The 22,531-nt window shown below is 49.2% G+C and carries 21 protein-coding genes and 1 pseudogene; 11 read left to right on the top strand and 11 right to left on the bottom strand.

Annotated elements, in window-relative coordinates; translation table 11 throughout:
• Positions 1-134 precede the first annotated feature (134 nt).
• The 3 genes from fusA to O3C43_03025 all read left to right on the top strand — a co-directional run bounded on the left by fusA (position 135) and on the right by O3C43_03025 (position 4,144).
• Positions 135-2,222: an elongation factor G gene (gene fusA / locus O3C43_03035; GenBank protein MDA1065458.1), complete on the top strand. Its 2,088-nt coding sequence runs from the start codon at positions 135-137 to the stop codon at positions 2,220-2,222.
• 114 nt (positions 2,223-2,336) lie between these two features.
• The gene (locus O3C43_03030) at positions 2,337-3,641 is read left to right on the top strand and encodes a cytochrome P450 (GenBank protein MDA1065457.1); all 1,305 of its coding nucleotides are present in this window, start codon (positions 2,337-2,339) and stop codon (positions 3,639-3,641) included.
• Between the two features lie 71 nt (positions 3,642-3,712).
• Complete coding sequence (locus tag O3C43_03025) at positions 3,713-4,144, top strand: hypothetical protein (GenBank protein MDA1065456.1); 432 nt, start codon at positions 3,713-3,715, stop codon at positions 4,142-4,144.
• 75 nt (positions 4,145-4,219) lie between these two features.
• Here the strand turns inward: O3C43_03025 and O3C43_03020 are convergent, their stop codons facing one another.
• On the bottom strand, positions 4,220-4,465 hold the full coding sequence (locus tag O3C43_03020) for a DUF2249 domain-containing protein (GenBank protein MDA1065455.1): 246 nt from the start codon (positions 4,463-4,465) through the stop codon (positions 4,220-4,222).
• 70 nt (positions 4,466-4,535) lie between these two features.
• On the opposite strand from O3C43_03020, the gene O3C43_03015 reads away from it, so the two are divergent.
• Positions 4,536-5,252: a Crp/Fnr family transcriptional regulator gene (locus O3C43_03015; GenBank protein ID MDA1065454.1), complete on the top strand. Its 717-nt coding sequence runs from the start codon at positions 4,536-4,538 to the stop codon at positions 5,250-5,252.
• Between the two features lie 3 nt (positions 5,253-5,255).
• Here O3C43_03015 and O3C43_03010 read toward each other — a convergent pair whose 3' ends face one another.
• From O3C43_03010 to O3C43_02985, 6 genes are all read right to left on the bottom strand, one after another.
• Positions 5,256-7,349, bottom strand: coding sequence for a cytochrome b N-terminal domain-containing protein (locus O3C43_03010; protein MDA1065453.1), 2,094 nt, complete (start codon positions 7,347-7,349; stop codon positions 5,256-5,258).
• Positions 7,350-7,357: 8 nt separating this feature from the next.
• Positions 7,358-8,323 carry an SCO family protein gene (locus O3C43_03005; protein MDA1065452.1) on the bottom strand — a complete coding sequence of 322 codons (966 nt, stop codon included), beginning with the start codon at positions 8,321-8,323 and terminating at the stop codon, positions 7,358-7,360.
• 94 nt (positions 8,324-8,417) lie between these two features.
• Complete coding sequence (locus O3C43_03000; GenBank protein MDA1065451.1) at positions 8,418-10,127, bottom strand: cbb3-type cytochrome c oxidase subunit I; 1,710 nt, start codon at positions 10,125-10,127, stop codon at positions 8,418-8,420.
• Between the two features lie 34 nt (positions 10,128-10,161).
• Positions 10,162-10,737 (bottom strand): cytochrome C oxidase subunit II, encoded by a 576-nt coding sequence (locus O3C43_02995; GenBank protein MDA1065450.1) that lies wholly within the window; start codon positions 10,735-10,737, stop codon positions 10,162-10,164.
• Positions 10,700-10,849: a hypothetical protein gene (locus O3C43_02990; protein MDA1065449.1), complete on the bottom strand. Its 150-nt coding sequence runs from the start codon at positions 10,847-10,849 to the stop codon at positions 10,700-10,702. Before O3C43_02990 ends, O3C43_02995 begins: the two co-directional genes overlap by 38 nt.
• Positions 10,850-10,862: 13 nt before the next feature.
• Positions 10,863-12,308 carry a cbb3-type cytochrome c oxidase subunit I gene (locus O3C43_02985; protein MDA1065448.1) on the bottom strand — a complete coding sequence of 482 codons (1,446 nt, stop codon included), beginning with the start codon at positions 12,306-12,308 and terminating at the stop codon, positions 10,863-10,865.
• A 98-nt stretch (positions 12,309-12,406) separates the two neighbouring features.
• Here O3C43_02985 and cyoE point away from each other — a divergent pair, with 98 nt between their 5' ends.
• Positions 12,407-13,360, top strand: coding sequence for a heme o synthase (gene cyoE, locus O3C43_02980; protein MDA1065447.1), 954 nt, complete (start codon positions 12,407-12,409; stop codon positions 13,358-13,360).
• An 86-nt stretch (positions 13,361-13,446) separates the two neighbouring features.
• Here cyoE and O3C43_02975 read toward each other — a convergent pair whose 3' ends face one another.
• The 3 genes from O3C43_02975 to O3C43_02965 are packed head-to-tail and all read right to left on the bottom strand — an operon-like array spanning position 13,447 to position 15,207.
• Positions 13,447-13,797, bottom strand: coding sequence for a DUF3024 domain-containing protein (locus tag O3C43_02975; protein ID MDA1065446.1), 351 nt, complete (start codon positions 13,795-13,797; stop codon positions 13,447-13,449).
• 10 nt (positions 13,798-13,807) lie between these two features.
• On the bottom strand, positions 13,808-14,275 hold the full coding sequence (locus tag O3C43_02970) for a PIN domain-containing protein (protein ID MDA1065445.1): 468 nt from the start codon (positions 14,273-14,275) through the stop codon (positions 13,808-13,810).
• The gene (locus O3C43_02965; protein MDA1065444.1) at positions 14,266-15,207 is read right to left on the bottom strand and encodes a hypothetical protein; all 942 of its coding nucleotides are present in this window, start codon (positions 15,205-15,207) and stop codon (positions 14,266-14,268) included. Before O3C43_02965 ends, O3C43_02970 begins: the two co-directional genes overlap by 10 nt.
• A gap of 197 nt (positions 15,208-15,404) precedes the next feature.
• Here O3C43_02965 and O3C43_02960 point away from each other — a divergent pair.
• Together O3C43_02960 and O3C43_02955 are read left to right on the top strand one after the other, a co-directional pair.
• A pseudogene (locus O3C43_02960) lies at positions 15,405-16,988 on the top strand (class I SAM-dependent DNA methyltransferase).
• Complete coding sequence (locus tag O3C43_02955; protein MDA1065443.1) at positions 16,988-18,184, top strand: restriction endonuclease subunit S; 1,197 nt, start codon at positions 16,988-16,990, stop codon at positions 18,182-18,184. Before O3C43_02960 ends, O3C43_02955 begins: the two are co-directional and overlap by 1 nt.
• A gap of 304 nt (positions 18,185-18,488) precedes the next feature.
• Here O3C43_02955 and O3C43_02950 read toward each other — a convergent pair whose 3' ends face one another.
• Positions 18,489-19,175 (bottom strand): transposase, encoded by a 687-nt coding sequence (locus O3C43_02950; protein MDA1065442.1) that lies wholly within the window; start codon positions 19,173-19,175, stop codon positions 18,489-18,491.
• A 191-nt stretch (positions 19,176-19,366) separates the two neighbouring features.
• On the opposite strand from O3C43_02950, the gene O3C43_02945 reads away from it, so the two are divergent.
• The 4 genes from O3C43_02945 (at position 19,367) to O3C43_02930 (ending at position 22,489) form a co-directional block, all read left to right on the top strand.
• Positions 19,367-19,606, top strand: a complete 240-nt coding sequence (locus O3C43_02945) for a hypothetical protein (GenBank protein MDA1065441.1) — start codon at positions 19,367-19,369, stop codon at positions 19,604-19,606.
• Between the two features lie 185 nt (positions 19,607-19,791).
• Positions 19,792-20,391: a DUF6088 family protein gene (locus O3C43_02940; protein MDA1065440.1), complete on the top strand. Its 600-nt coding sequence runs from the start codon at positions 19,792-19,794 to the stop codon at positions 20,389-20,391.
• A 2-nt stretch (positions 20,392-20,393) separates the two neighbouring features.
• Positions 20,394-21,410 (top strand): nucleotidyl transferase AbiEii/AbiGii toxin family protein, encoded by a 1,017-nt coding sequence (locus O3C43_02935; protein ID MDA1065439.1) that lies wholly within the window; start codon positions 20,394-20,396, stop codon positions 21,408-21,410.
• 77 nt (positions 21,411-21,487) lie between these two features.
• Positions 21,488-22,489: a DUF4145 domain-containing protein gene (locus tag O3C43_02930; GenBank protein ID MDA1065438.1), complete on the top strand. Its 1,002-nt coding sequence runs from the start codon at positions 21,488-21,490 to the stop codon at positions 22,487-22,489.
• Positions 22,490-22,531: the final 42 nt, after the last annotated feature.

The raw sequence follows: 22,531 nt of genomic DNA, 5'->3' as shown, positions 1-22,531 counted from the left end.
TCTTTCGCCAATTACGGTGAAGATCCCTTGCCTGTTGGCGGCAAGAAGATTGTACATTCTGGTATTGCCAAAAGGAATTATTGCCTTAGCCCTTTCTCCTTTTCCTGAATTGGCCAACAAAAGAGGACCGAATTATGGCAGATCTATCCAAATACAGAAATATAGGCATATTTGCTCACGTAGACGCGGGCAAGACCACTACAACTGAGCGTATTTTAAAGCTTACGGGCAAAATTCACAAGATGGGTGAAGTGCATGACGGTGCGGCTACCACTGACTTTATGGCGCAGGAGCAGGAGCGGGGCATTACTATCCAATCGGCTGCCACGACTTGTTACTGGAAGGATCATCGGTTCAACATTATCGATACTCCTGGTCACGTGGATTTCACCATTGAAGTGTATCGTTCCCTGAAGGTACTTGATGGAGGTGTAGGAGTATTTTGTGGATCTGGAGGTGTTGAGCCACAGTCTGAAACCAATTGGCGTTATGCCACTGAGTCCGAAGTTGCGCGTATTATTTATGTCAACAAGATGGACCGTGTTGGTGCCGATTTCTTCCGTGTTATTAAACAAGTGGAGACCGTGTTGGCTGCAAAGCCTCTGGTCATGACTATACCTATCGGCACTGAAAACGACTTCGTAGGGATGGTGGACGTGCTTACCAAAAAGGCTTATATTTGGGACGAAACCGGAGATCCCATGAATTTCACCATAACAGATGTTCCAGCCGATTTGGTTGAGATAACCGATGAGTATTTCGAAAAGCTGGTTGAAATGGTAGTAGATCAAGATGACGACGTCATGGAATCTTATCTCGGAGGTGAAACGCCCGACATAGCCACTCTTAAACGGTGTATTCGCAAAGGCACAATCAATCTGGATTTCTTCCCTGCTTACTGTGGTTCTTCTTTCAAGAACAAGGGCGTGCAATTGGTTTTGGATGCGGTTGTCGATTACCTCCCCAACCCGACTGAAGTAAAGCCTCAGGAAGAAATGGATCTTGAAGGTAATCCCAGTGGAAAATTTGCGATCGTAGATCCAGAAAAGCCGCTTCGTATGTTGGTGTTCAAAATCATGGACGACAAATACGGTGCTTTGACCTTTGTGCGCTTATACTCCGGTAAAATAGCGAAAGGCTTGTCTGTTATTAATACCTTTACGGGTAAAAGTGAACGTATCGGACGTATCGTTGAGATGCATGCGGACAATCGTCTCGAAGTCGATTCTGCGCAAGCCGGCGATATTGTTGCACTTCTTGGAATCAAGAGTGTTCAAACCGGTCATACGCTCGCTGATCAAAATAACCCTGCAACCCTTGAACCGATGGTCTTCCCAGATCCGGTTATTTCAATCGCTGTTGCGCCTGTGGATAAGCTCAATGCCGAAAAAATGGGTGTGGCCATTGGTAAAATGGTTCAGGAAGATCCATCATTCCGCGTTGAGACAGATGAAGACAGTGGTGAGACTATTCTTAAAGGAATGGGTGAGCTTCACCTCGATATTAAGGTTGATATCCTCAAACGTACCCACGGAGTTCAAGTAATTGTGGGTAAACCACAGGTCGCGTACCGCGAATCCATTACCCAACGCATTGAAGATTCCTACACCCACAAAAAGCAGTCAGGTGGTTCTGGTCAGTTTGGCCGTATCGACTACATTGTTGAGCCTGGTGAAACGGGTGAAGGATTTGTTTTTGAATCCAAGGTGGTGGGCGGAAACGTTCCGAAGGAATACTGGCCTGCTATTGATAAAGGGTTCAGGACCTCAATGGTTAAGGGTGTTCTTGCTGAATATCCCTGCGTGGACGTGAAAGTTACTCTCGTTGATGGGGCTTTCCATGCGGTCGACTCCTCTGCAATGGCTTTCGAAATCGCTGCTCGTTCTGCATATCGCCAAACGCTGCCGAAGGCAGGTCCTCAGATCCTTGAGCCAATCATGAAGATCGATGTCTTTTGTCCTGACGACAACGTCGGGGATGTGATCGGTGATTTGAACCGCCGCCGTGGTATGATCAAGTCACAGGATTCAACGCCTACCGGTATTCGTGTTAAAGCGGATGCGCCTTTAAGTGATATGTTTGGTTACATTGGAGATCTTCGAAGCATGACTTCGGGCCGTGGACAATATTCAATGGAATTCTCTCACTATCATCCATGTCCGCGAAACATCTCGGAATTGATTATCGCTGAAACGGTTGCAAGAAACGCCAAAAAGAAGTAGAACTACTTCATTCATTTCAAAGGCACTCGGGCAGATCGTTCGGGTGTCTTTTTTTGTACTCAATCCTGGCGAATAAATCTCGGACTGAGGAACTCTATGTGCTTTGTTAGAGTTATGTCAGGTTTCGATTCCATTCCACATTACGATTCACTCAACTTGCCTGCGAGCGAACAACCTGCAGAACTGGAACAGTTCGATCACCTTACGGCTTACGCGAAACTGGGTCCGATATACCGTGTGCATTATCGTGGCGAGGAGTGGGCCTGTGTAGGGGGACTCGATGCAAATGAGTGGGCATGGGGGCATCCGGATCGTTGGAATTATTCTGATCCGATGAAGGCTTTTCGGGAGGTTATGGGTCCGACTCATGTTACCCAGTTGGATGGACCCGTGCACCGCGCTAAGCGCAAAGCTCTCAAACCGGGTTTTGCTATGAGCCTCCTGGGTCGCCAAATTCCAACGATAGACCGCGTGGTTAAACAATTTCTTACGGATCAGAGTGGAGAGACGTGGACCTTGATGGAACTCATGATGGAGGCCTTAACGGAAGCGAATTCAAAATCGGTTCTTATGACGCCTCTGATTCCGGAGGAGCGGCGTTCGTTTATTGAATTTGAAGAGCTGTTTTTACCCGGAGTGGCCATGACACCGGAATGTCGTAAAGCGCACTATGATAATTCTCCATACCATGACTTGAAGGCTATCGTGTTTAACTACCTGCGCACCGTGGTTGAGGGACGGTTGAACGGTCACCGTGAAGAAGACAATTTTCAGACCATTATTGACCAGAGAGATGACAGGGGAAATCCACCTTCGATCGAGGAATTAATTCCGGAGGCCTATCTTTTATTAATGGCTGGAACAGGAAATACGGCTCGGACCATCAATTGCGGATTACGCTACCTGTTGGAAATGCCTTCCTGGTATGCTGAGTTGCAAGAGGAAGTTAAGGACTACCAACCTGAGCAGTTACTTCGAGGTATGGATTTATTTCCAAAACTGAAAGCTACGATTATGGAAATGGAGCGCATATTTCCTGCAGCTCCTGTTCACCCCAGGTTGTCGGCGGAACCCCTCGAATTTAAAGGTTACGAAATTCCTGCGGGAACCCGGATTCTTCACCTGCATACATTGACGCATTTCATCGAAGATATTTACGAAGACCCGTTTAGTTTCAATCCTAGACGATGGTTAAAAAATGATTACCCCAAAAAAGCACATGGAACCTTCGGTGGTAGCACGCACATCTGTTTGGGAATGAATTTGGCCCGCATCCATGAGCCGATCGTTATGGCTAATCTGATACGCCACTTTCGCTTGGAAATCGATGCCCTGCCCGAAATCGCCGTGAACTTTAATTACGGCGTACCTCAATCATCCGACCTCGTAGGACGACTTCACCCATTGGAAAATAGTTAACCAGCAGCTTCAGCTTGACCCGGTTTTCTTATTAGAAATAATTTCCGTTCCAAACTTGAAATAGGCTGCTGATGGAAAACGAAGAAAAGGAATGCAAAAGCTTTTCCTTTAAACCAATTGAACTGCTTGTATTGGAGGTTCGTTGGAAGAAAGAAAAGCTGGATGAGTATGTGCCCTTGGTAGAAAAATTTATCGAAGTACAGCAGGAAAAGATAAAATTGGTGCTAGGCCCAGAGGCGAATGATGATCTCCTGGCTTGTGCGCTCCTGGAACTGCTTCTAACAAATGGTACCCTGGACCATGCTTCTGAAATGATCCACCAAAAGGAAGAAATCTTGAAGGAGTGCTGGATCCGTGCTGAACAAGGCGATTACGACAGCAGTCGTATTACCGATGAATGGATCAAGAAGTACGCGCCGAGCTGGAGGCGATGGCGCGTTTTGATTTACACCTTCATTACTGTTAAATGTGCCGTGAAGATTTATCAAAATCTGGATCTTTAGTAGGAACCACTGCAGCTCTTACATGAGGTCACTGAAGCATTGACCTACTTTGTGGACTCGTTTTTTTGTCGAGATCTAGATCATTGCCTTGCCGCTAATAAATGTAATTTCCCAACAATCATCGTCTCGTAGGCGACATGTATGGGTGAATCCACGTAGTGCCAATAATCCGTAAAGAGGTAGCGGTTCGAAAGGAGCGATCAGTATTAACTTCTGGTTTTTCATTAATTGGTCGACTGCATCTAAAATAGTTCCAATGGGAGCTTCCCCCCTTTCGCAAAGTGGGCGCACGTCAACAGTCAGAGGTTCCGGAGTATCCATGGTGTGATATTATAATAGTATCCAAATACTTTCCTTGATTCAGATCAAACGCTTTGCCTACAATCTTTAAATGTCCGATTCCTCCTGCACCATGTTGTCGCTTCGCCAAACAGCTATAGCAGCCATTCTCAGGCAGACGCATCTGTTTGCCAACCTACCATCCGAGGACATGGCTTCGGTTGTGGAGTGCTGTGTTACGAAGAACTTGCAGAAGGGAGAAGTGTTGTTCCGCGAGGGTCAAAACTCCGAGGGCTTTTATATCGTTCAGTCTGGTGCTATTAATGTTTATCGAATCACCCCCGATGGTAGGGAACAGATTATTTGTATTTTTAATCCACCCGATACCTTTGCCGAGGTAACAATGGCAACCACGGAAACTTATCCTGCAGATGCTGTAGCTTTGGAGCCATCGCAAGTGATTCTGGTGAAGAAGAACAGGTTCCGGGAGTTGATCCTACAAAAGCCGCAATTGTCCCTTCAAATGATCGCTTCCATGAGTTTGCACTTGAAACACCTCGTGCAAAGTATTCAGGACATAAAAGGCCGACAGATCGAATACCGTCTGGCGGACTGGCTCCTTAAACAAGCCCCTGAGCCTGTCCATGGGAAACCTGTAAAATTTAGGTTGCCTGTTCCAAAAAAGGTGTTGGCGGGTCAGTTAGGCGTAACGAGTGAAACGCTTTCCCGAACCTTTGCGAAATTTCGAAATGAGGCGCTCATAAGGATTGATGGTTCACAGATTGAGTTACTCCAGTTTGAAGGGTTGCATGCTTATCTGGAGAGTTGACGTTTATTCGATCCGAAATCCGTCTTTATTATCGTAGGAGATTACGTGTAACCGCCGAGATACCGCGGCGAAGGTTCCGGTCCAGAATACCGGCTCAGTTTCCGCTCCTGTCTTGATTTCGATTTGAATGGTATGCGAGCCTTCCTCGACCGTCTTCCGCCATTCGCCCAAGGCCGGGCCATCGCTGGAGACACCTCTTGCGCCATACGTTAATTCTTCCAGTTGCCCGTCGACTCCGATTTTTAAAGTTACTGGAGAACGGTGTGGTTTATCAGTCGAACGACCTCGCATATGTATGGGTTTTGATAAGTCTTCGATGGTTGAATCTTCCTCTGCGGTTACGAGATCTCCAAACGTTTTGAAGATGAAGACGATCTCTGGTTCTGAAGACGCGGGATTGGTTACCGAAAGGTGACTCGGCGCGATCGCAGCAGCGCCCAATCCAACGCTGAGAATCAAGGCAGCGGCGGCCATTTTAATCACTCCCGGTTTTCTTTTGTTCCTGGATGGGGAAGGTGAATTCGATATGAAGCTGTTAACTTCGTCCGTGAAGGAATCGTTGTTGGAAGCGTCGTAGTCTAACACTTTCCAATTTGTGTTTCCTCCAGCCCGGTCTGGACGAAACGCCGGCCCCCGGATTTGTTCTAATCGATCGCTCACCCATTGATTGCCATCCCGGGCAATGGCCTCCTGCCGGGAATCGCGGATGATGAGTACCCCTTTTGCATTCCTGTTAAGAAGTTGTTCCACAAAATTGGCCCTTACCCACGATGCTGTTGGAACCACTTCCACTTGGTACCCGGAAAGCCGCTTCATCCAGCGGTCTTTGTTCAAATGGGCCATTCCACCTTCGAGGTCTCCTGCAACAAACGCGATCCAGGACGAACCTCCTTCGTCTATAGACTTGTTGAAGGTTTTTAGAATCCGGTCTTCCTCAACGAGGTTGTTAAACCAGGACAGACCAATTCCAGCCGAGTCGCAGGAACCATTGCAAACGCCGCAGCCAACGCACTTTGTCGGATCGACGAAGGCTTGGGAAGGAAAGCGTTTCCCATCGGTGCGCGGAACCAGTGTGATCGCTTCAAACGGACAGTCGTTTATGCACTGTGAACAGGAATGGCATCGGGGAACGTCCACTACCGCTTGATAGGTCTCCGGTCTTTTTCTTCGTCCCAGGATCCAGGGAATGGCCACACAAATCGCCAGGGTGCCAAATATCGCCAGCCAGAGTCCGCTTTGCTGAAAGCGAAGTCCGAGCGCCAGTGGTGTCATGTACCAGGCGTCAACGGTGAAGCCTTCAGCTTTTACCGCCATGTCGGCTGCCTGATCGAGCGGTGCAGGAATCAGGATAGCGGCCAGTAAAAGTCCAATGGTCATTGCAACCCCAAGCCGCCAATCGGGCAGCAATTTCACGCGACTCAAGCGGAGGAGATGTACAACCAGGCCTACTGCGATTCCGAGGGGCAGTAGCATATGCAGGAAAAAAATGACGAAGAACAGCAGACTGGGAACAAATCGATTGGCTAAAAAACTCCGGCCAAGGGGTTCACCAAAGATGGGTAGGGTATCTAACAGATTAATCGATGTAACCGCTACCTGTTGTGCGGGTTGATCCCACACCAACCAGTATCCCGTCCATCCTATAAACCAGATGAGCGCGATGAGGAAGATTCCTGATACCCAGGGCAACCAACGTGCACCGGAAAATTTTCGCGCACACAACATACGACCTGCGTGCACAAACAAAAGTAACATGAGGATGTCCGAGCTGTAGCGGTGCGCCGTTCGAACGATCCCGCCCAGTGTGTTACCCTGGATGGCCTCCATCGACGAATAGGCGAATTGAACGCTCGGTGAGTACCAAATTAACATTAACACGCCACTGACGACTGCCTGTATCAACGCAAAGTTGGCGGCTCGTCCGGATTGAGCCAGAGGGTTCAGTTCGGGCGGACATAAATTCTTCAAAACTCCGTCCAGCCAAGCCCATGCTTTATCCAATAAAATGAATAATTTTTCTCCACGAACAGTGGGTGCAGGTAGAGAGGGAATCGATACTGACTTAACTCCCTCGACGGGAGCTTCTGTGATATTCATGCTATGGTTTATCGAGTGGATATCGCCAGCTCTTGTTGCCTAACTTCGTTCGTTAAGGTCATTACAGCCTCTCTTATCCATTCCTTGTGACGATCGTCCAGTCCAAATCGGTATGCTATTTTTCCTTGCGCGTCCACCACCAGAAATAGATTTGCATGATTGATCTCTCCAGATTCCGGATTAAGTGCTCGGGAGAATCCGAGTCCACGGGTTGTTTTATTCAAGGACTCCGGATCTCCATTCAGGTACCGAAAGTTGGGATACCAAAATCCATACATGGTTGCGATTCGGTCCATGAGAGCGTCGGTGTCATATTCCGGACTCAACGATAGTGCGACGACATCCAGATGTTCCAACGTTTCCTCAGGCAAAGTGTCTAGCAGGGCTTTCGTTTCCAGGAGAATTAATGGACAACTGGTTGCGCATGCTGCGAATATACCTGTGACCAAGGTCACACGTCCGGTAGAGTCCGCAAACCCATATGGATTCCCTTTGTGATCGATGAACTGCATCGAAGGGCTATCGAGACTTGTTCGAATTCGTTCGCCTGGAAATGGAAGCGGAAGGTTCACATCAAGACCGGGTTTCCCATAGAAAAAGAGACCGGCAACGACCGCTATACCAGTAATTGTCCCAGTAAGAAAAACGGGCCACCGACTACACCATCCAGACCACGACTTTATTTTTCTTAATGGCTGTTGCCAAAGGACCAGCGCAATGGTGGCGATGAAAGGTGGTTCCACAAGCATGATAACTACCTGAAGCCACTCCAGTGATTCTGAATCGGGGTCGTAATTAAAACACCATTGTTTAAACTCCTGGGCGAACGTACCCCAGATAGACGCATTGTCCGGAGCAAATACAATGGCCAGTAGAAAGAACTCATAGACCAGAGTTGATGATAGGATGAAAAGGGGCAGGCCGGATCCGGTTAGGAAGCGGACGATGAAAGGCGAGTGATGTATTGGTTTCATTTTGTTAAAAAGGCATGGGTGCTTTGCGCTTACACCCATGCCTAAGCTCAGTTACAGTTTCATGACGATAGGCTACTGGACCGGTCGCCAGTTGTTACTGAACTGGCCATACATCAGCTAACGCCTTCCAGTTAGCAAAATAGTAAACTGCGAAACACATGAGGAAGACTAACGTAAGTGCTATGGTTCCTTTCATGCCCCAGTGTTCGTCTACGGGCTTGAAATTTTCGGAGCCAACCACTTGCTGTGCGACTCCCCAATCGGCCATTGCGCGGCCATTTGTCTTTTTGCCTACGAGAATGGTGCCTACGCAAAGCAGTGCGAAAATAAGTAGTCCAATAACGGCGATGATTGCTCCGATTCCCATGATCCCGAGGAATATGTGAGCTGCGTCAAATACGCCTGCCGGTTCAATGTCCCAATCGCGACGTGGTACTCCGAGAGACCCCGCGAATGACATGCCGATTGATACCATTAGAATACCGATTCCAAACAACCATGGTTGAATCCTGGCTACGCCTGGGAAAACAAAGTCACGTCGCCAGATCAGCGGGATCACATAGTAGGTGAGTCCCATGAATGCCAAGGTGGTGCCTCCTACAACGGTGGCATGGAAGTGCCCGGTGATTCTCAATGTATTGTGAGCGATGATATTGATTTGTTGGGTGCCCAGGGTTACACCGGTAATTCCGCCGATGAATCCAAAAATCACCAGCGAAAGAGCAACGGCTGCAAACGCCGGATTCCGCCAGGGCAAATTGGTTATCCAACCGAACAATCCTTTAACGTAACCTTTTCCGCGCATCGCCATTTCGATGGAGGCGGGTACGGTGAATCCATGAATCATGGACGCCAACACGGCAAGATACATGGCGTAGGACGTGTTCCAGATTTTCCAGGTAACACCAATAGCAGGGTCCACCAATAAATGGTGAGCTGAGGCCAGATTGATAAACAAGATGTAGAGGACAAATGCGCCCCGGCATACGGTTTCGTTGACTGGCTTTGCCCCGGTTGCCAACTGTGCCACCATATACCAGATGGCCACCATCGCGCATACGTTGACCTGTTGTGACTGGTGCCCTAGTCCCCACCAGATCATTCGATACCACATGGGATCAGGCTGGGGTGTCCAACCCATGGAAAATGTGAAGGTTGGAATCATGACAATCGCACCATGAAGCAGTGTGACGACTGCGATGATAGCTGCGGCGATTGCCCCAAAGGTAACCAGAGGAACTGATCCTTCGTACGTTTTATCCCGCTTGGCTATGTAGAGCGTTGCGAAAAAGTTAAACACACCGATGAGAGTTCCAACAGCTACCAGGATGATGCCGAGATAGAATGCCGGATGAGCCAGCAGTGGCAGGTAACTCGTCATCAACACATCTGCTTTGCCAACGAGAATGATGTAGTTCACCATGATAGCACCGACCAACATCATTAGGAATCCCACCCAGGCGACTTTTCGTGAAAAAAGCCGCGAGTTGAGTGGGCTGGTGCAGGTAAAGTAAAGTACTGCCACTTCAAAGAACAGGATCCAGAAGATGAGCATGTTCAAACCGTGAAAAGTCAGTATGCGGTAGAACCAGTCAACCGGTAGCAGGTGAATCGTCTGCCATCGTGTGAGGGCAAGGAGTATCGCAGCTATGCCTCCTAAAAGAAGAAAGACGACAGCGCATACGGCGGTTAGCTTGATGAAAAGCTGGGCGGTCAGGCAGACATTGAGGCCGGTCGTTTCGCAGGTACGACTCTGTGTGTAGGCCCCTGAATCTCCTGAAGATAAAGATGTATTCAATTTCATGATAATGCTTTGTGTTGAATGGATAAACAGCGAGTTACTCGACCAGAATTTTGCCGATCATTTTGTCGTGGCCTATGCCACAGAACTCGTTGCAGACGATGGTGAACTCTCCAGTGGATGACGGCGTGATCGTGAGCACGTGATCGTAGCCGGGAGATACCTGGAAGTTCATGTTGATGGGTTGCAGGGAGAATCCGTGCTGCAAATCCAACGAAGATATGTGGAGCCGGTAGGTTTCGTCTTTTCGCAACTTCAACGTGGGATACCACTGCCACATCTGGGCCATCAGGTAAGCGTCTCCCCCGGGCGCCGGTTCGACGATGGGGAATCCGTTCAGGTCGCCCACTTTGTTGGCCTCGATAAATGCGAGGGTGCGCTCCATGAACGCGGCGGGTGTTACGGAGTAGGCTTCTCCTCGGCTGTTTTGTTTGCCGCGGAAATGCCAGTAAGGCATCATCATACTCATCACCAAACACCAGATCAGTGCCAGCCCAATCCAGAGCCTTTCGGCGCCTGCAGGAGCTTTGAACCAGTCTTTATCGGGAATTGAAATACTCATAGTACTTTCTTTCTCAAGGGAGTTGAGCTGGTTTAACCAGCAGGAGTTCAATCCAGCCCCATGCAGTGTAGGACAGGAGTGGAATGAGGACACCCAAGGCCAGGAGCAGCCAGGTATTGTCCATCAATCGCTTTAAAAACGGTTCTTTTTTTTCTTCGTTCATGGATGTGTGATGGTTAAGTGTGAGTGGTGTGCTGGGGTTCTGATTCAGACCACCAGTTGCGAATCTCGCGGATAATTAAAAACAAAAACCAGAGTCCACCGACTACGGCTATGAGGCCCCCCAGGCCCATGGTGATGAGACCCACGTACTCTCCGGCACTGCGAATATGCTGCTCCGATGCGTAGGCTTTCCGGCTGAGTCCGAATACACCACCGATTGCAAAGCCGAGCACAAAGACAGTTTGTCCAACGCCAAACACGGCTAGCTGCCGCTTGACGGATTTCCAAACTTTCTCTGCTAGTCCCGTTTTAGCTTTTATTGCCGCGGCGACAAGAAACGCCGCTGTCATAAATGCCACGGTTACCCCACCTAATGAGGCATGGTAGTGAGCGGGTACCAGTGTTGTTGAGCTTCGGATACAGGCTCCCAGAACGACTCCCAGAAGCGTGAGTCCCGCACTGGCATAGAAACCGGCGACCAGAGCTCGTGCGAACACGCCACGCTTGTCTGAACGATGCAGCCAAAGGTGGCGAACGCCCAGTATTAACAATGCCATTACTATAGGGAAGATGCCCCAACGCATAAGTTGAGTGGCACCGTTATGATACAAAGAATCCAGGGTCCCGTTCATGGTGAGCAACGGTAGTATGAAATGCGGGGCGATCAGAATCCCGAATAGGATGTTGGCGGTGCGTTTGGAAACCACAGGCGATCCGGTGGCCTTGTGCAGAGCCCATAACCAAACGGCCAGCATGGCGCAGGTATTGGCTACTTGTAATGCGTGACCCGCTCCCCAAATCGTAAATTCATAATAGGTCGCAGAATCCAGGCCAGCTGGTGTCCCAGTCCTGGCGGATATCCAGGTTACGAGTGCCAGTGCTACTGCTAGAGCCGCCGTTTGGAGGCCGACCATGGCCTCGCTCGGTATGGGACCATCGGCCGACGTGGTATCGCGTGCGAGAGCTACCAAATAGAAACCAACAATTCCAAGAAAGAACAAAGCCAGACCTGTGAGAAAGAGCGGGTGGTCGATCATGGGAATGTAGTTCGACAACACGGGCTGCGCGTCGCGCATCAATGCACCGGTTAACATTCCAATCACTCCTGTTATTGAGATTCCGAATGTAATTCGACCCCATAGGCCGGAGTCGGTACTGAACCGCATCGACAAGAGACTGGCGATGAATGCGTAGAACCAAACTACCAGAGAAAGATCTACGTGAACAACCAGGCAGCGTTTAAAAAAGAGTGGGTCAGTAATGATACCCGACAGAAAGGGTAGTCGGCCAATAACAACCGCGAGTGAAAGGAGCCCGGCTATTACAAGACTCGCCACTGCCAGTGCGCACCAACGTCGGGTATCCGCTGAAACAACAGACGACATCGCTTGAGCTGAAGCGGACTCTGGGGCTATCGGAAATGAAAGGCTGCGCTGAATTTTAGGACTGATGAAGGCCATAGTGGACCACGAATATAATCGTGAGCCGGAATCATTTCCTTGATCTTCATCAAGGACTTTGCCGAAAAAACGAGTTAGTGTGGATACTCCATCTTCTCATGAAGGATTCATCCATACCCGCTAGCTCTACTTCTGTTGTTACTGCTTCTACCCAGATCGGGTTTCGGGTGTTGGCTATCTGCAAAGTTTTATTTATTCTGACAAAGCCGCGCCTGGCTTTCTTTTCCATACTCACCACCATGGCTGCATACGGAGCTGTGCAAAAAAGTGGAGATCTGGTTTTTGCGTTCTTTGTTTTGTTGGGGACTTCGCTATCTGCTGGAGGAGCCCTCTCTCTGAATCACTGGTGGGAAAAAGATGTGGATGGATTAATGACCCGCACTGCTGGTCGGCCACTTCCACAAAATGAGATATCGGCTCCCATCGCTCTCGTGTGGAGTTTGTTTTTAAGTACGCTTGGTTTGTTGGTGTTACTTTTATTAGTGAATATCTGGGCGACGATTTTTGCGGCAGCTACCATTCTTTCCTACGGGCTTATCTATACACCTCTGAAGCGCCGCTCTCGTTGGGCTACTGAAGTAGGAGCCATCTCCGGAGCCTTGCCACCGTTAATCGGATCGGCTGCTGCCGGAGATACATTCTCTGGCCCAGGGCTAACCTTGTTCTTGATCCTGTTGTTTTGGCAAATGCCACACTTCTACGCGATCGGCTGGATGTATCGATCGGATTATCAAGCAGCCGGGTTTCCGCTGTTGCCTGCCGTTGATCTTGACGGTAAGCGAACCGCAAGCTGGTCGCTATTTTACGCCTCCGCGCTCTTTATCGTTTCCCTGCTACCTTGGTATTTGGGCTGGCTGGGTGCCATCTATGGAATGGTTGCTGCCTTGGGGGGAATCTGGTTTCTCTGGACAGCAAAACAGTTTTTGGCGGCCGCTAGAAATCCCGGTATTCAAACCGAAGACCTTCGTCCTTTTGCCAGAAGGCTATTTCTAGCATCGGTTAAATACTTACCAGCGATATTGATCGCAATGGTAGTAGATCGGCTTCTTTGAAACTCGGCCAATGCGCATCCCTCGCCGTAATGAGTGAAGGAGGATCCTCGCAATGCCGATAGTTTTGGCGCTCTAGGCGAAATGTTTTATCCCCAGAAACAGCAATAGGGATCTTCTTCTACTTCGTTGAGAAAATCCTCAAAATTTTCGACCTCTGGCAAACCTTCGTACGGGTGCCACTTCAGGTCTGCACGTTGCCAGTAAACTTTCCAGACCTTGCTGCTTTTGACGTAGGTGGCTTTTGCGACGGGCTCCTCGATCCATTTTCCCTGATTGCGCCACTCGGCACGTACCAAGAACAACTCGACTGAATTGCCTTCGATCCGCTGGCCTTCACGGACCTGATCACGTGCATCCAGCGGCGGACGTCGTTTGGACCAGACGATGCGTTCGATGGCTTCGGTGTAAAATGCAATTTGTTCGTCGGTGAAGGGCATTAGCTGGCAGTTACTGTGTGATCTTTCCTGTGTCCGCATCCAGAATTACCAGATTGATCCTGTCGCTGAAATTTTTGAAATCTTTCTTGTCGCAAGTAATCAAAGACAATCCGGATGCGACCGCTGTGGCTGCTATCCACAAATCGTTCTTTTTATGGAAAATGGACCATCCCCGGTTCTTTGCATTAGACGACAACTCCGCATAGGTTTCTAGAATCTCAGTGCGGGAGATATCGAGAATGTACATTTGCTGTCTCAGTCTTTCGAGAGCGCCTCGTTTGTTTTCACCCCACTTAAGGTTTCTTGAAAAGGCCAGCAGTTCTCCGACGGTTACTACCGACACAATCGGTCGGAATCCGGTTTTCTGAAAATGAAATTCCTGCTCAATCGCCAATCCTGCCTTTTTTCCGCGCAGGTAATGAACCAGCACATCGGTATCGAAAATAAACCTGGGGGCAGGGGGATTCGTCAGGACCATTCTCTCAGTAGCTGCTTGATTTCTTCATCTGATTCTGTACCTGGCCATTTCCCGAATATGGATGTGGTCTCTCCTTTAGGCCTTATCTCTTTCTTTCTTCGGTACTCACCAGACGACTCCTGGAGAATCGGAGTTGGTAACTGGCTAAAAAAGGCATCCTGTCCTGTCGCCGATTCAAGTGCGTCAATTTCTACCCGGAGAATATTACCTGAAGGTTTAAAGACGGCTAGACCTTCCAAGAGGACCTGACTTCCCAATAGAGTTCGTGGTTGTTCAATCGGTTTTTTATTCCAGACGGCTTTAAAACGCTCACCTGAGTTTACCTCTAATTCCATTAGGTGATCGCTGACACGAAGCATGTCTAATTTGGCGCAGATTCGAACTCGCTGGGATCCCGGGGTGTGAAGCCGCAAACGTTCCGCTATCTTAATAATCGGCTCATTTACCATTTGGCTGGAAGGACCGGTTCCCTGACCATCAAATATAATGCTTTCCAGTCCTCCCGAATGGATCAATCGCTTGTAGCCAGATAAGTCTCGCAGGATAGGTTCATCAAAACGGTCACTTTCCGTTCTTTCTTCAGCGATATCTTCGAGAATGTGTTCGAAGAGATTGAACACAGTCCAATCAGCATCAGGCAGCTGGCTTAGGTTTTCCAGTTCCTGTTGTTCATAGAGATTAGGTGAGATGTCTATAAAATGAGGTGCTGAAAAATGGAGAATGGTTTCGGATTTTCCTGAACCGTCTATTCCCAGAAAACGCACATCAGCGGCTTTCTTGAGTCCCTTCGGCAGGCGAGCTTTGGCGCTTGAAGAATAAACAAAGCCCATCCTGAGCGTGTCCACCCAGCCCTTTTGTATCTGGTTAATGACCTTGCCAACAATGTCTGCCCTTGGAGAACGGCCCAAGCCATCCTCTCCGCGCAATGTCACGATATGTTCTTCAAGTTTTACGGTGGACCTCCTTTTGGATTCTGAATTAAGAAAAAGTTATTGCTCCTAGCAATACTAAACATACGTTCATGCTGTTTCCCATGTAGCAATTGCCTTTGTATTTTAGTGCACAAAAACTTAGGTTTCCTAAAAAGGGCAAGCTTGGAAAATCTCAACTTTAACTTTCTAGTGAATTTATGATAACTGGTGAAATCAGATCCAAAGTAGACAGCATCTGGAATGCTATGTGGGCGGGCGGAATTGCCAATCCGTTGACGGTGATTGAGCAGTTGACCTACTTGCTGTTTATTAAGCGACTGGATGAGCTCCATACGTTGCGGGAGGCCAAGGCCAACCGGACAAAAAAAGCGATTGAGGAGCCGGTGTTTCCGGAGGGAAAGAATCCGGCGGTGGAGGGATCGAAGGTCGATTGTCAGGAACTGCGCTGGAGCCGGTTCAAGAACCTGGCCCCGGAGACCATGTTCAACCTGGTGAAGGATGAGGCCTTTCCTTTTATGAAGGCGCTGGGTCAGAATGGAAAGGGACCGAGTGAAGGGGAGGATGAGAGTTCGTTTACGCGTCACATGCGGGATGCCATCTTCATGTTTCCCAAGCCGAGTTTGTTGTCGAATGTGGTGGATCAACTCGACTTGATCGAGATGACGGATCGTGATACCAAGGGCGATTTGTATGAATATATGCTGGGCAAGATTGCCAGCGCGGGACAGAACGGTTAGTTCCGGACACCACGGCATATCATAAAGCTGATGGTTGATATGATGGACCCTCAGCCGACGGATACGATCTGCGATCCGGCTTGCGGCACCTGCGGTTTCCTGGTGGCGGCCAACGAGTATCTGCGCGATCACCATGGCGATACCATTTTCAAAGACACCCGCAGCCGGAAACGCTTTAACGAAAAGACCTTTCACGGTTACGATTTCGATAGCACCATGTTGCGGATCGGCAGCATGAACATGATGCTGCATGGGGTGGAAAATCCGGATATCCGCTATAAGGATTCCCTGGAGGAAACCCATGCCGGGGATGCCGGGGCCTATTCGCTCATTCTGGCCAATCCGCCCTTTGCCGGGAGTCTCGATTACGAAGCCACCGCCAAGGATCTCTTGCAGATCGTGAAGACGAAAAAGACCGAGCTGCTTTTCCTCGCTCTCTTTTTGCGTTTGTTGAAGACCGGTGGCCGAGCGGCGATCATTGTGCCCGATGGTGTTTTGTTTGGCAGTTCAAAGGCACACAAGTCGCTGAGAAAAACCTTGGTCGAGGAACAGAAACTCGATGCCATTATTTCTATGCCTTCCGGCGTGTTCAAACCCTACGCTGGAGTCTCCACCGCTATCCTGCTCTTCACCAAGACCAATTCCGGCGGCACGGATAAGGTCTGGTTTTACGACATGCAGGCCGATGGTTTTTCCCTGGATGACAAGCGGACCCCTCAGGATAAAAGCGATCTGCCTGACATCCTGGCTCGCTGGCGAAATCTTCAAGGTAGGGACGGATCGCCGACTGTGTCGGGTCGAAGCTTAACGCGAAGCCCGGGCCGTCCGTCAGAACACGATCGCAAACGCACCGATCCAAGCTTCCTCGTTTCCAAAAAAGAAATCGCCAAGGAAGATTACGACCTCTCCATCAATCGATACAAGGAAGTCGAGTATGAGGAAGTTCAATACGATCCTCCCAATGAAATCCTGGCTGGCTTGCAGAAACTGGAGAAGGAGATTGAAGAGGGGATGAAGGTGTTGGAGAGGATGTTAAAAAAGTGATGAACGTCTGTTTGGCAGAAATAGCTGAGATAAATCCTCGATTTGATAAGTCTAAGGGGACAAAGAACGATGAGTTAGTCAGCTTTGTTCCCATGTCAGCTGTGTCAGAAGAATCTGTTTCAATTGTAAGTCCTGTGGACCGTGAATTCAAAGAAGTTTCAAAAGGATACACGGCGTTTCAGAGAGGCGATTTAATCATCGCAAAAATCACGCCCTGTTTTGAAAACGGTAAAATGGCGTTTGCTGAAACGCTACCGAGGGAGTTGGGATTTGGATCCACGGAATTCCATGTGATACGTCCCAGTGATGGTGTTGAAGGAAAGTATCTTTTTAGTTTGTTGAGAAATCCTTATATTAGGCGGGCTGGAAAAAATAAAATGAAAGGTGCAGCTGGACAGCGAAGGGTACCTGCTCAGTTTTTTGCGGAACTCAAAATCCCTCTCCCTCCCTTGGACGAACAAAAGCGAATCGCCAAGATCCTGGATGCGGCGGACGCCTTGCGGGCGAAGCGGCGGGAATCTCTCGCCCAACTCGACACCCTGCTCCAATCCACCTTCCTCGACATGTTCGGCGATCCCGTCCGGCAAGACTGGAAGGTAGAAAGTATTGAAAATGTTGCGTTGGCTGAAAAGGGCTCGATTCGCACGGGTCCGTTTGGGAGCCAGCTTCTCCATAGTGAGTTTGTTGATGCTGGCATTCGTGTTCTCGGAATTGACAATGCCGTCGCAAATGAATTTCGAATCGGTGAACCGCGTTTCGTTTCTGAGGAGAAGTATCAGCTATTGAAACGCTACACGGTTAAACCCGGAGATGTATTGATTACTATCATGGGAACTTGTGGACGATGTGCTATTGTTCCAACTGAGATAGAAACCTCAATTAATACAAAGCACCTTTGCTGCATCACTTTAGATCCAGAAAAGTGCCATCCACAATTTCTTCATTCATACTTTCTTCATCATCCTATGGCTCGTGAGTATCTGGAACGAAATGCGAAGGGTGCAATCATGTCTGGATTAAATATGGGAATCATTAAGAGGTTACCGATTCCGCTACCACCCCTCGACCTCCAACAAAGCTTCGCCGACCTCGTCACTTCGGTTGAACGCCAGAAAGCCCGCCTTCGCAAACACTTGGCTGAACTCGACACGCTCTTTAACTCCCTCCAACAACGCGCCTTCAAAGGAGAACTTTAACAGGATCGCAACTCTCCCGAGTTGCATTTTTCCGGCTCTGGGTGCGAATCGGGAGATTCGCGATCCGTTGCGAGAGGGCGGGACTATCCTGAAAGTGGTGAATTCGAGGGGTTGCTATTCCGATTGAATAGCATTGGATACGAGCCCTATTACGCGCCCACTTGGCTGAACTCGACAACCTCTTTAACTCCCTCCAACAAAGTGCCTTCAAAGGAGAACTCTGACAGGATCGCAACTCTCCCGAGTTGCATTTTTCCGGTTGTGGGTAGCGAATCGGGAGATTCGCGATCCGGGAGGAGGTTTTTTAATCTGGGGCCTGTGATTCGAGGGTGTCATGTTCCCGGTGGAGGGAAGCGCTGGACCAGGGCCAGTCCCGGGGCTTGGCTACGAGTCCGGCCTTTACGGGATTCTGGTGGATGTAGTCTTCGGTTTTTTTGAGGTGTTCCGAGTTCCGGATATACCGGTCAAAATACTCCGGCTGCCAGATGGATTTGCAGTTCAGAAGCCGGGTGTACCTGGGATCGCAAATCTCCTGATTTGCTTTTAACCAATCGCGAATAGCCCGGGCGCTGAATTTCTTCCAGGATGCGACAATTTTTGACAGGAGCCAATCACCGGTTGGTTGGAACAGTATGTGGAAATGGTTGGGCATGATCACCCAGGCTAAGGTCCGGTAGCGCAGGCCATCGAAATGAAGAAGCGTTTCTTCCATCTGTTTCGCCAAGGCGTCGATTTCCAGAACGCACGAACCATGTCCGGCATCCATCCAGTCCTGTAGCTGTTTTCTCCGTTCGACCGGCTGTTCCGGTTCCGGCATCTCCTTTATCAACTCTTCGATGCGCTGAATGGCGGAGGTCGGCAGGCTATCGGCCAGGTGTACGGTAACATGCTGGACATGGTCCTTGCTCTGGAAATGGGGAAGGTAACCACGGGACTGCCAGGTCTGGGGCAGCCAGGAACCCGGAGGTTTCGAAGCATCGTTCGATGGCATGTTCAACGGATACAGCAGGATGGGATGCTTCGTCGAGTTACATTTATCCGGATCGCGAATCTCCCGATTCGCACAGCGTAAGCCGATACAAGCGAATCGGGAGATTCGCGATCCATATCGGTGAGGTGATTTCGAGATTTACAGTCACCAAAAATATGCTTTGTTGGTGACTGAAGCTTTATTCAATAATTGTGCAAACCACGGATAAAGAGATGCTTAGCCGTATTTATGTGAAGCATAGGGGTTGGGTGTTTACTCCAAAACATTTCTTGGATCTCGGCAGTTCGGATGCGATCGTGAATGCACTGAAAGATAGGGATATCGCCCTGGTGCTGGCACCCATTTTCAAACCTTCGACGATCGGGGTTATCAAAGATGATGGAGGACCGATTTCGCTTGGTGACTTCATCAGCCGATTGAGTGGGAAGTAGAGATGGATTTCTCATCTTTTTAGGTCTTGTCCTGGCCTGTGCTTAGGGTAATTTGTCATCCTGACCCCGGCCTTCCGGGACCGTCCCGGAAGGCCGGGGTCAGGAACTTACTTGGGGGCAGTATACGTATTTTCTTGTAATAAAAAGTATATGCTTTTTGTTACAAAATTGGATCAGATGATGTGATGCAAAGCATTGATAAAAAGGTCATTAGCCGAATATACGGTAAGAAGAGGGGTTGGGTGTTTACTCCAAATCATTTCAAGGATCTGGGAAGTCGCCAAGCCATAGGCCTTGTTTTGCACCGATTGGCCAAGAAAGGTACGATTAGGAACATCGCCCGAGGCTTGTATGACTACCCGAAAACGCACCCCAAACTGGGCGTCTTATCACCCTCGGTAGACGCGATTGTCAGTGCCTTGAAAGACCGAGACAGCGTTCGCGTGATGCCAACGGGGGCTTATGCGGCCAACTTGCTGGGATTGTCGACCCAAGTGCCGATGCGCGTTGTTTACCTGACCGATGGCAAAGGTAGAAAGGTGAGAGTCGGAAATCGGACGATTGAACTGATAAATACTTCGCCCCGAAACATGGCAACGAGTGACCGAGTGACCGGCCTCGTGATTCAAGCGTTAAGATCCATGGGGAAAGATCACGTGGATAATCAAACGGTTAAGGTCTTGCGCAGAAAGTTGAGCGATAGTGACAGGAAACGTTTGTTGAAAGACGTGCAATTTGCACCTGCCTGGATGGGTCCGATATTCCGAGCCATAGCCGCAGACTAGGTATGGATGCCTTTGCTTTAGTGTCTGATGATGAGAAGCGGATTGTCTTCGAGGAAACGTCTAACCAACTCAATCTATCGGCTATCAGCATTGAAAAGGATTTCTGGGTATGCTGGATCTTGGGGGAATTGTTCGCTTTGGAAGGAGTTGGAGAAGCGTTGGTCTTTAAGGGCGGTACTTCTTTATCGAAGGCATGGAAATTGATCGACCGGTTTTCTGAAGATATTGATATCGTTATTGATCGTAGTTTTTTGGGATTTGGCGGAAACGAAAGTCCAGAGAAAGCTCCCAGTAAGAAGCAGCGAAGAAAACGCTTCGACCTGCTAAAGGAAGCCTGTCGTAAGTTAATAGCTGAGCGACTGAAACCGGCTTTGAGCCGAAGTGTTGAGCAGATTCTGGGAGAGCATGGGATGCTGGTAGCGGATCCCGATGACGTAGATGGGATGACTTTACTTTTTAAGTATGCCAGTGTGTATCCGGATGGACTCGATGCGTATATACCACGTGAAGTGAAAATCGAAATGGGCGCTCGTTCTGCAACCTGGCCGATTGAATGGACTCAGGTAGTGTCCTACTCCGCAGAAGTGGCACCCAATTACTTTGAAGAACCTAAGGTAAAAGTTCGGGTGGTTGCGAAAGAGCGAACCTGTCTGGATAAGTTGCTACTGCTTCACGAGGAGAACTTCAGGCCGCCAGGCAAAGTAAAGAACCGAAGGTTGTCTCGGCACTATTACGATGTTTACCAATTGATAAAGAAAGGGGTCGCAATGGAAGCAGTGAGGAATACAGATCTACTTGCCCGCGTGATTGAGCATCGATCGGCCTTCTTTGGATACTCCTGGATGGATTGGGAGGCGTTTGATATTGGGGACCTTGCTATTCAACCGAAGGAAGAAACACTGGATTTCTGGAAGGCAGATTATATGGAGATGCAAAGAACGATGTTCTTCGGAGATTTTCCTTCGTTTGATGAAGTGTTGAAAACGGTGAAAGATTTTGAAGAAAGGTGTAAGCAGTAAGGGAGTGGACTTTTGCGCATAAAGTATACGCATTGCCAACGTTTGTTAATCCCTTCAAAACCTACCCTGCAGTCACCATGGAATCGAACTTCGAATTTCTGAGCAAAGAGTTTCCCCAGCTTTACGAAGCAGGGAAAAAGGCGGAAGGCTATGCGTATACGGATGCGCGGTCGGCTTGCATCTATGCGCGTCTGGCACTCGAAATCGCCGTCCAATGGCTATACGAACACGACAGTCAACTGGAACTACCCTACGATACCAAGCTGGGATCGTTGATCCACGGAAGTAAGTTCAGGGAGGTCGTTCCTGAGCAGATTTTTCACAAAGCCAAAGTGATCCAACAGGCGGGTAACCTGGCGGTGCACAATTCGCGTCGACCGGTAAAACAATGGGAAGCGCAGCAGGTGGTTAAGGAGTTGTTTCACTCACTGTATTGGCTGGCGCGGACTTACCACCGCCAAGGGTTGGCTGAGGTTAAGGAGTTTGAAGTTGGGCTTATTCCTCAAGAAGCGGTTGCTGCCGACGAAGATCTAAGTGGACCCAAGCTTGCCGCATTGGAAGCCGAACTTGCCAAAAAAGCGAAGCTACTGGCGGACAAGGAAGCGGAGATCGATGAAAAGCATAAGCAACTTCAACTGCGAATAAGCGCAGCGCGCAGAGCCAACGAAGCAAAGCCGGATACGCACGACTACTCGGAAGCAGATACGCGGAAATACCTGATCGACCTAGAGCTGGCTCGTGCCGGGTGGACGTTGGAAAATAAAGAGGATAAGGAGTATCCCGTGCAGGGAATGCCCACAAACTCCGGGGAGGGATTTGCCGACTATGTGCTTTGGGGATACGACGGAAAACCTCTAGGACTGGTAGAGGCCAAACGAACGACAAAAGACGCCGCAGTCGGTAAGCAGCAGGCCAAATTGTATGCAGATTGCCTGGAGCAGATGCATGGGCAGAGACCGGTTATCTTCTATACAAACGGCTACAAGATTAATATCTGGGACGACACCGCCTATCCACCCAGGGAGGTTGCGGGATATCATAACCGAGAAGAACTGGAGTTGATGATCCAGCTGACGTGAGTCGCGACAAAACGCCGATTCTAAACAAATCAATGAGGCGAT

It is taken from the genome of Verrucomicrobiota bacterium (genome assembly GCA_027622555.1).
Taxonomy (GTDB): domain Bacteria; phylum Verrucomicrobiota; class Verrucomicrobiia; order Opitutales; family UBA2995; genus UBA2995.
Note: the sequence above shows the minus strand (reverse complement) of the source record. Positions and strands in the feature narration are given on the sequence as shown.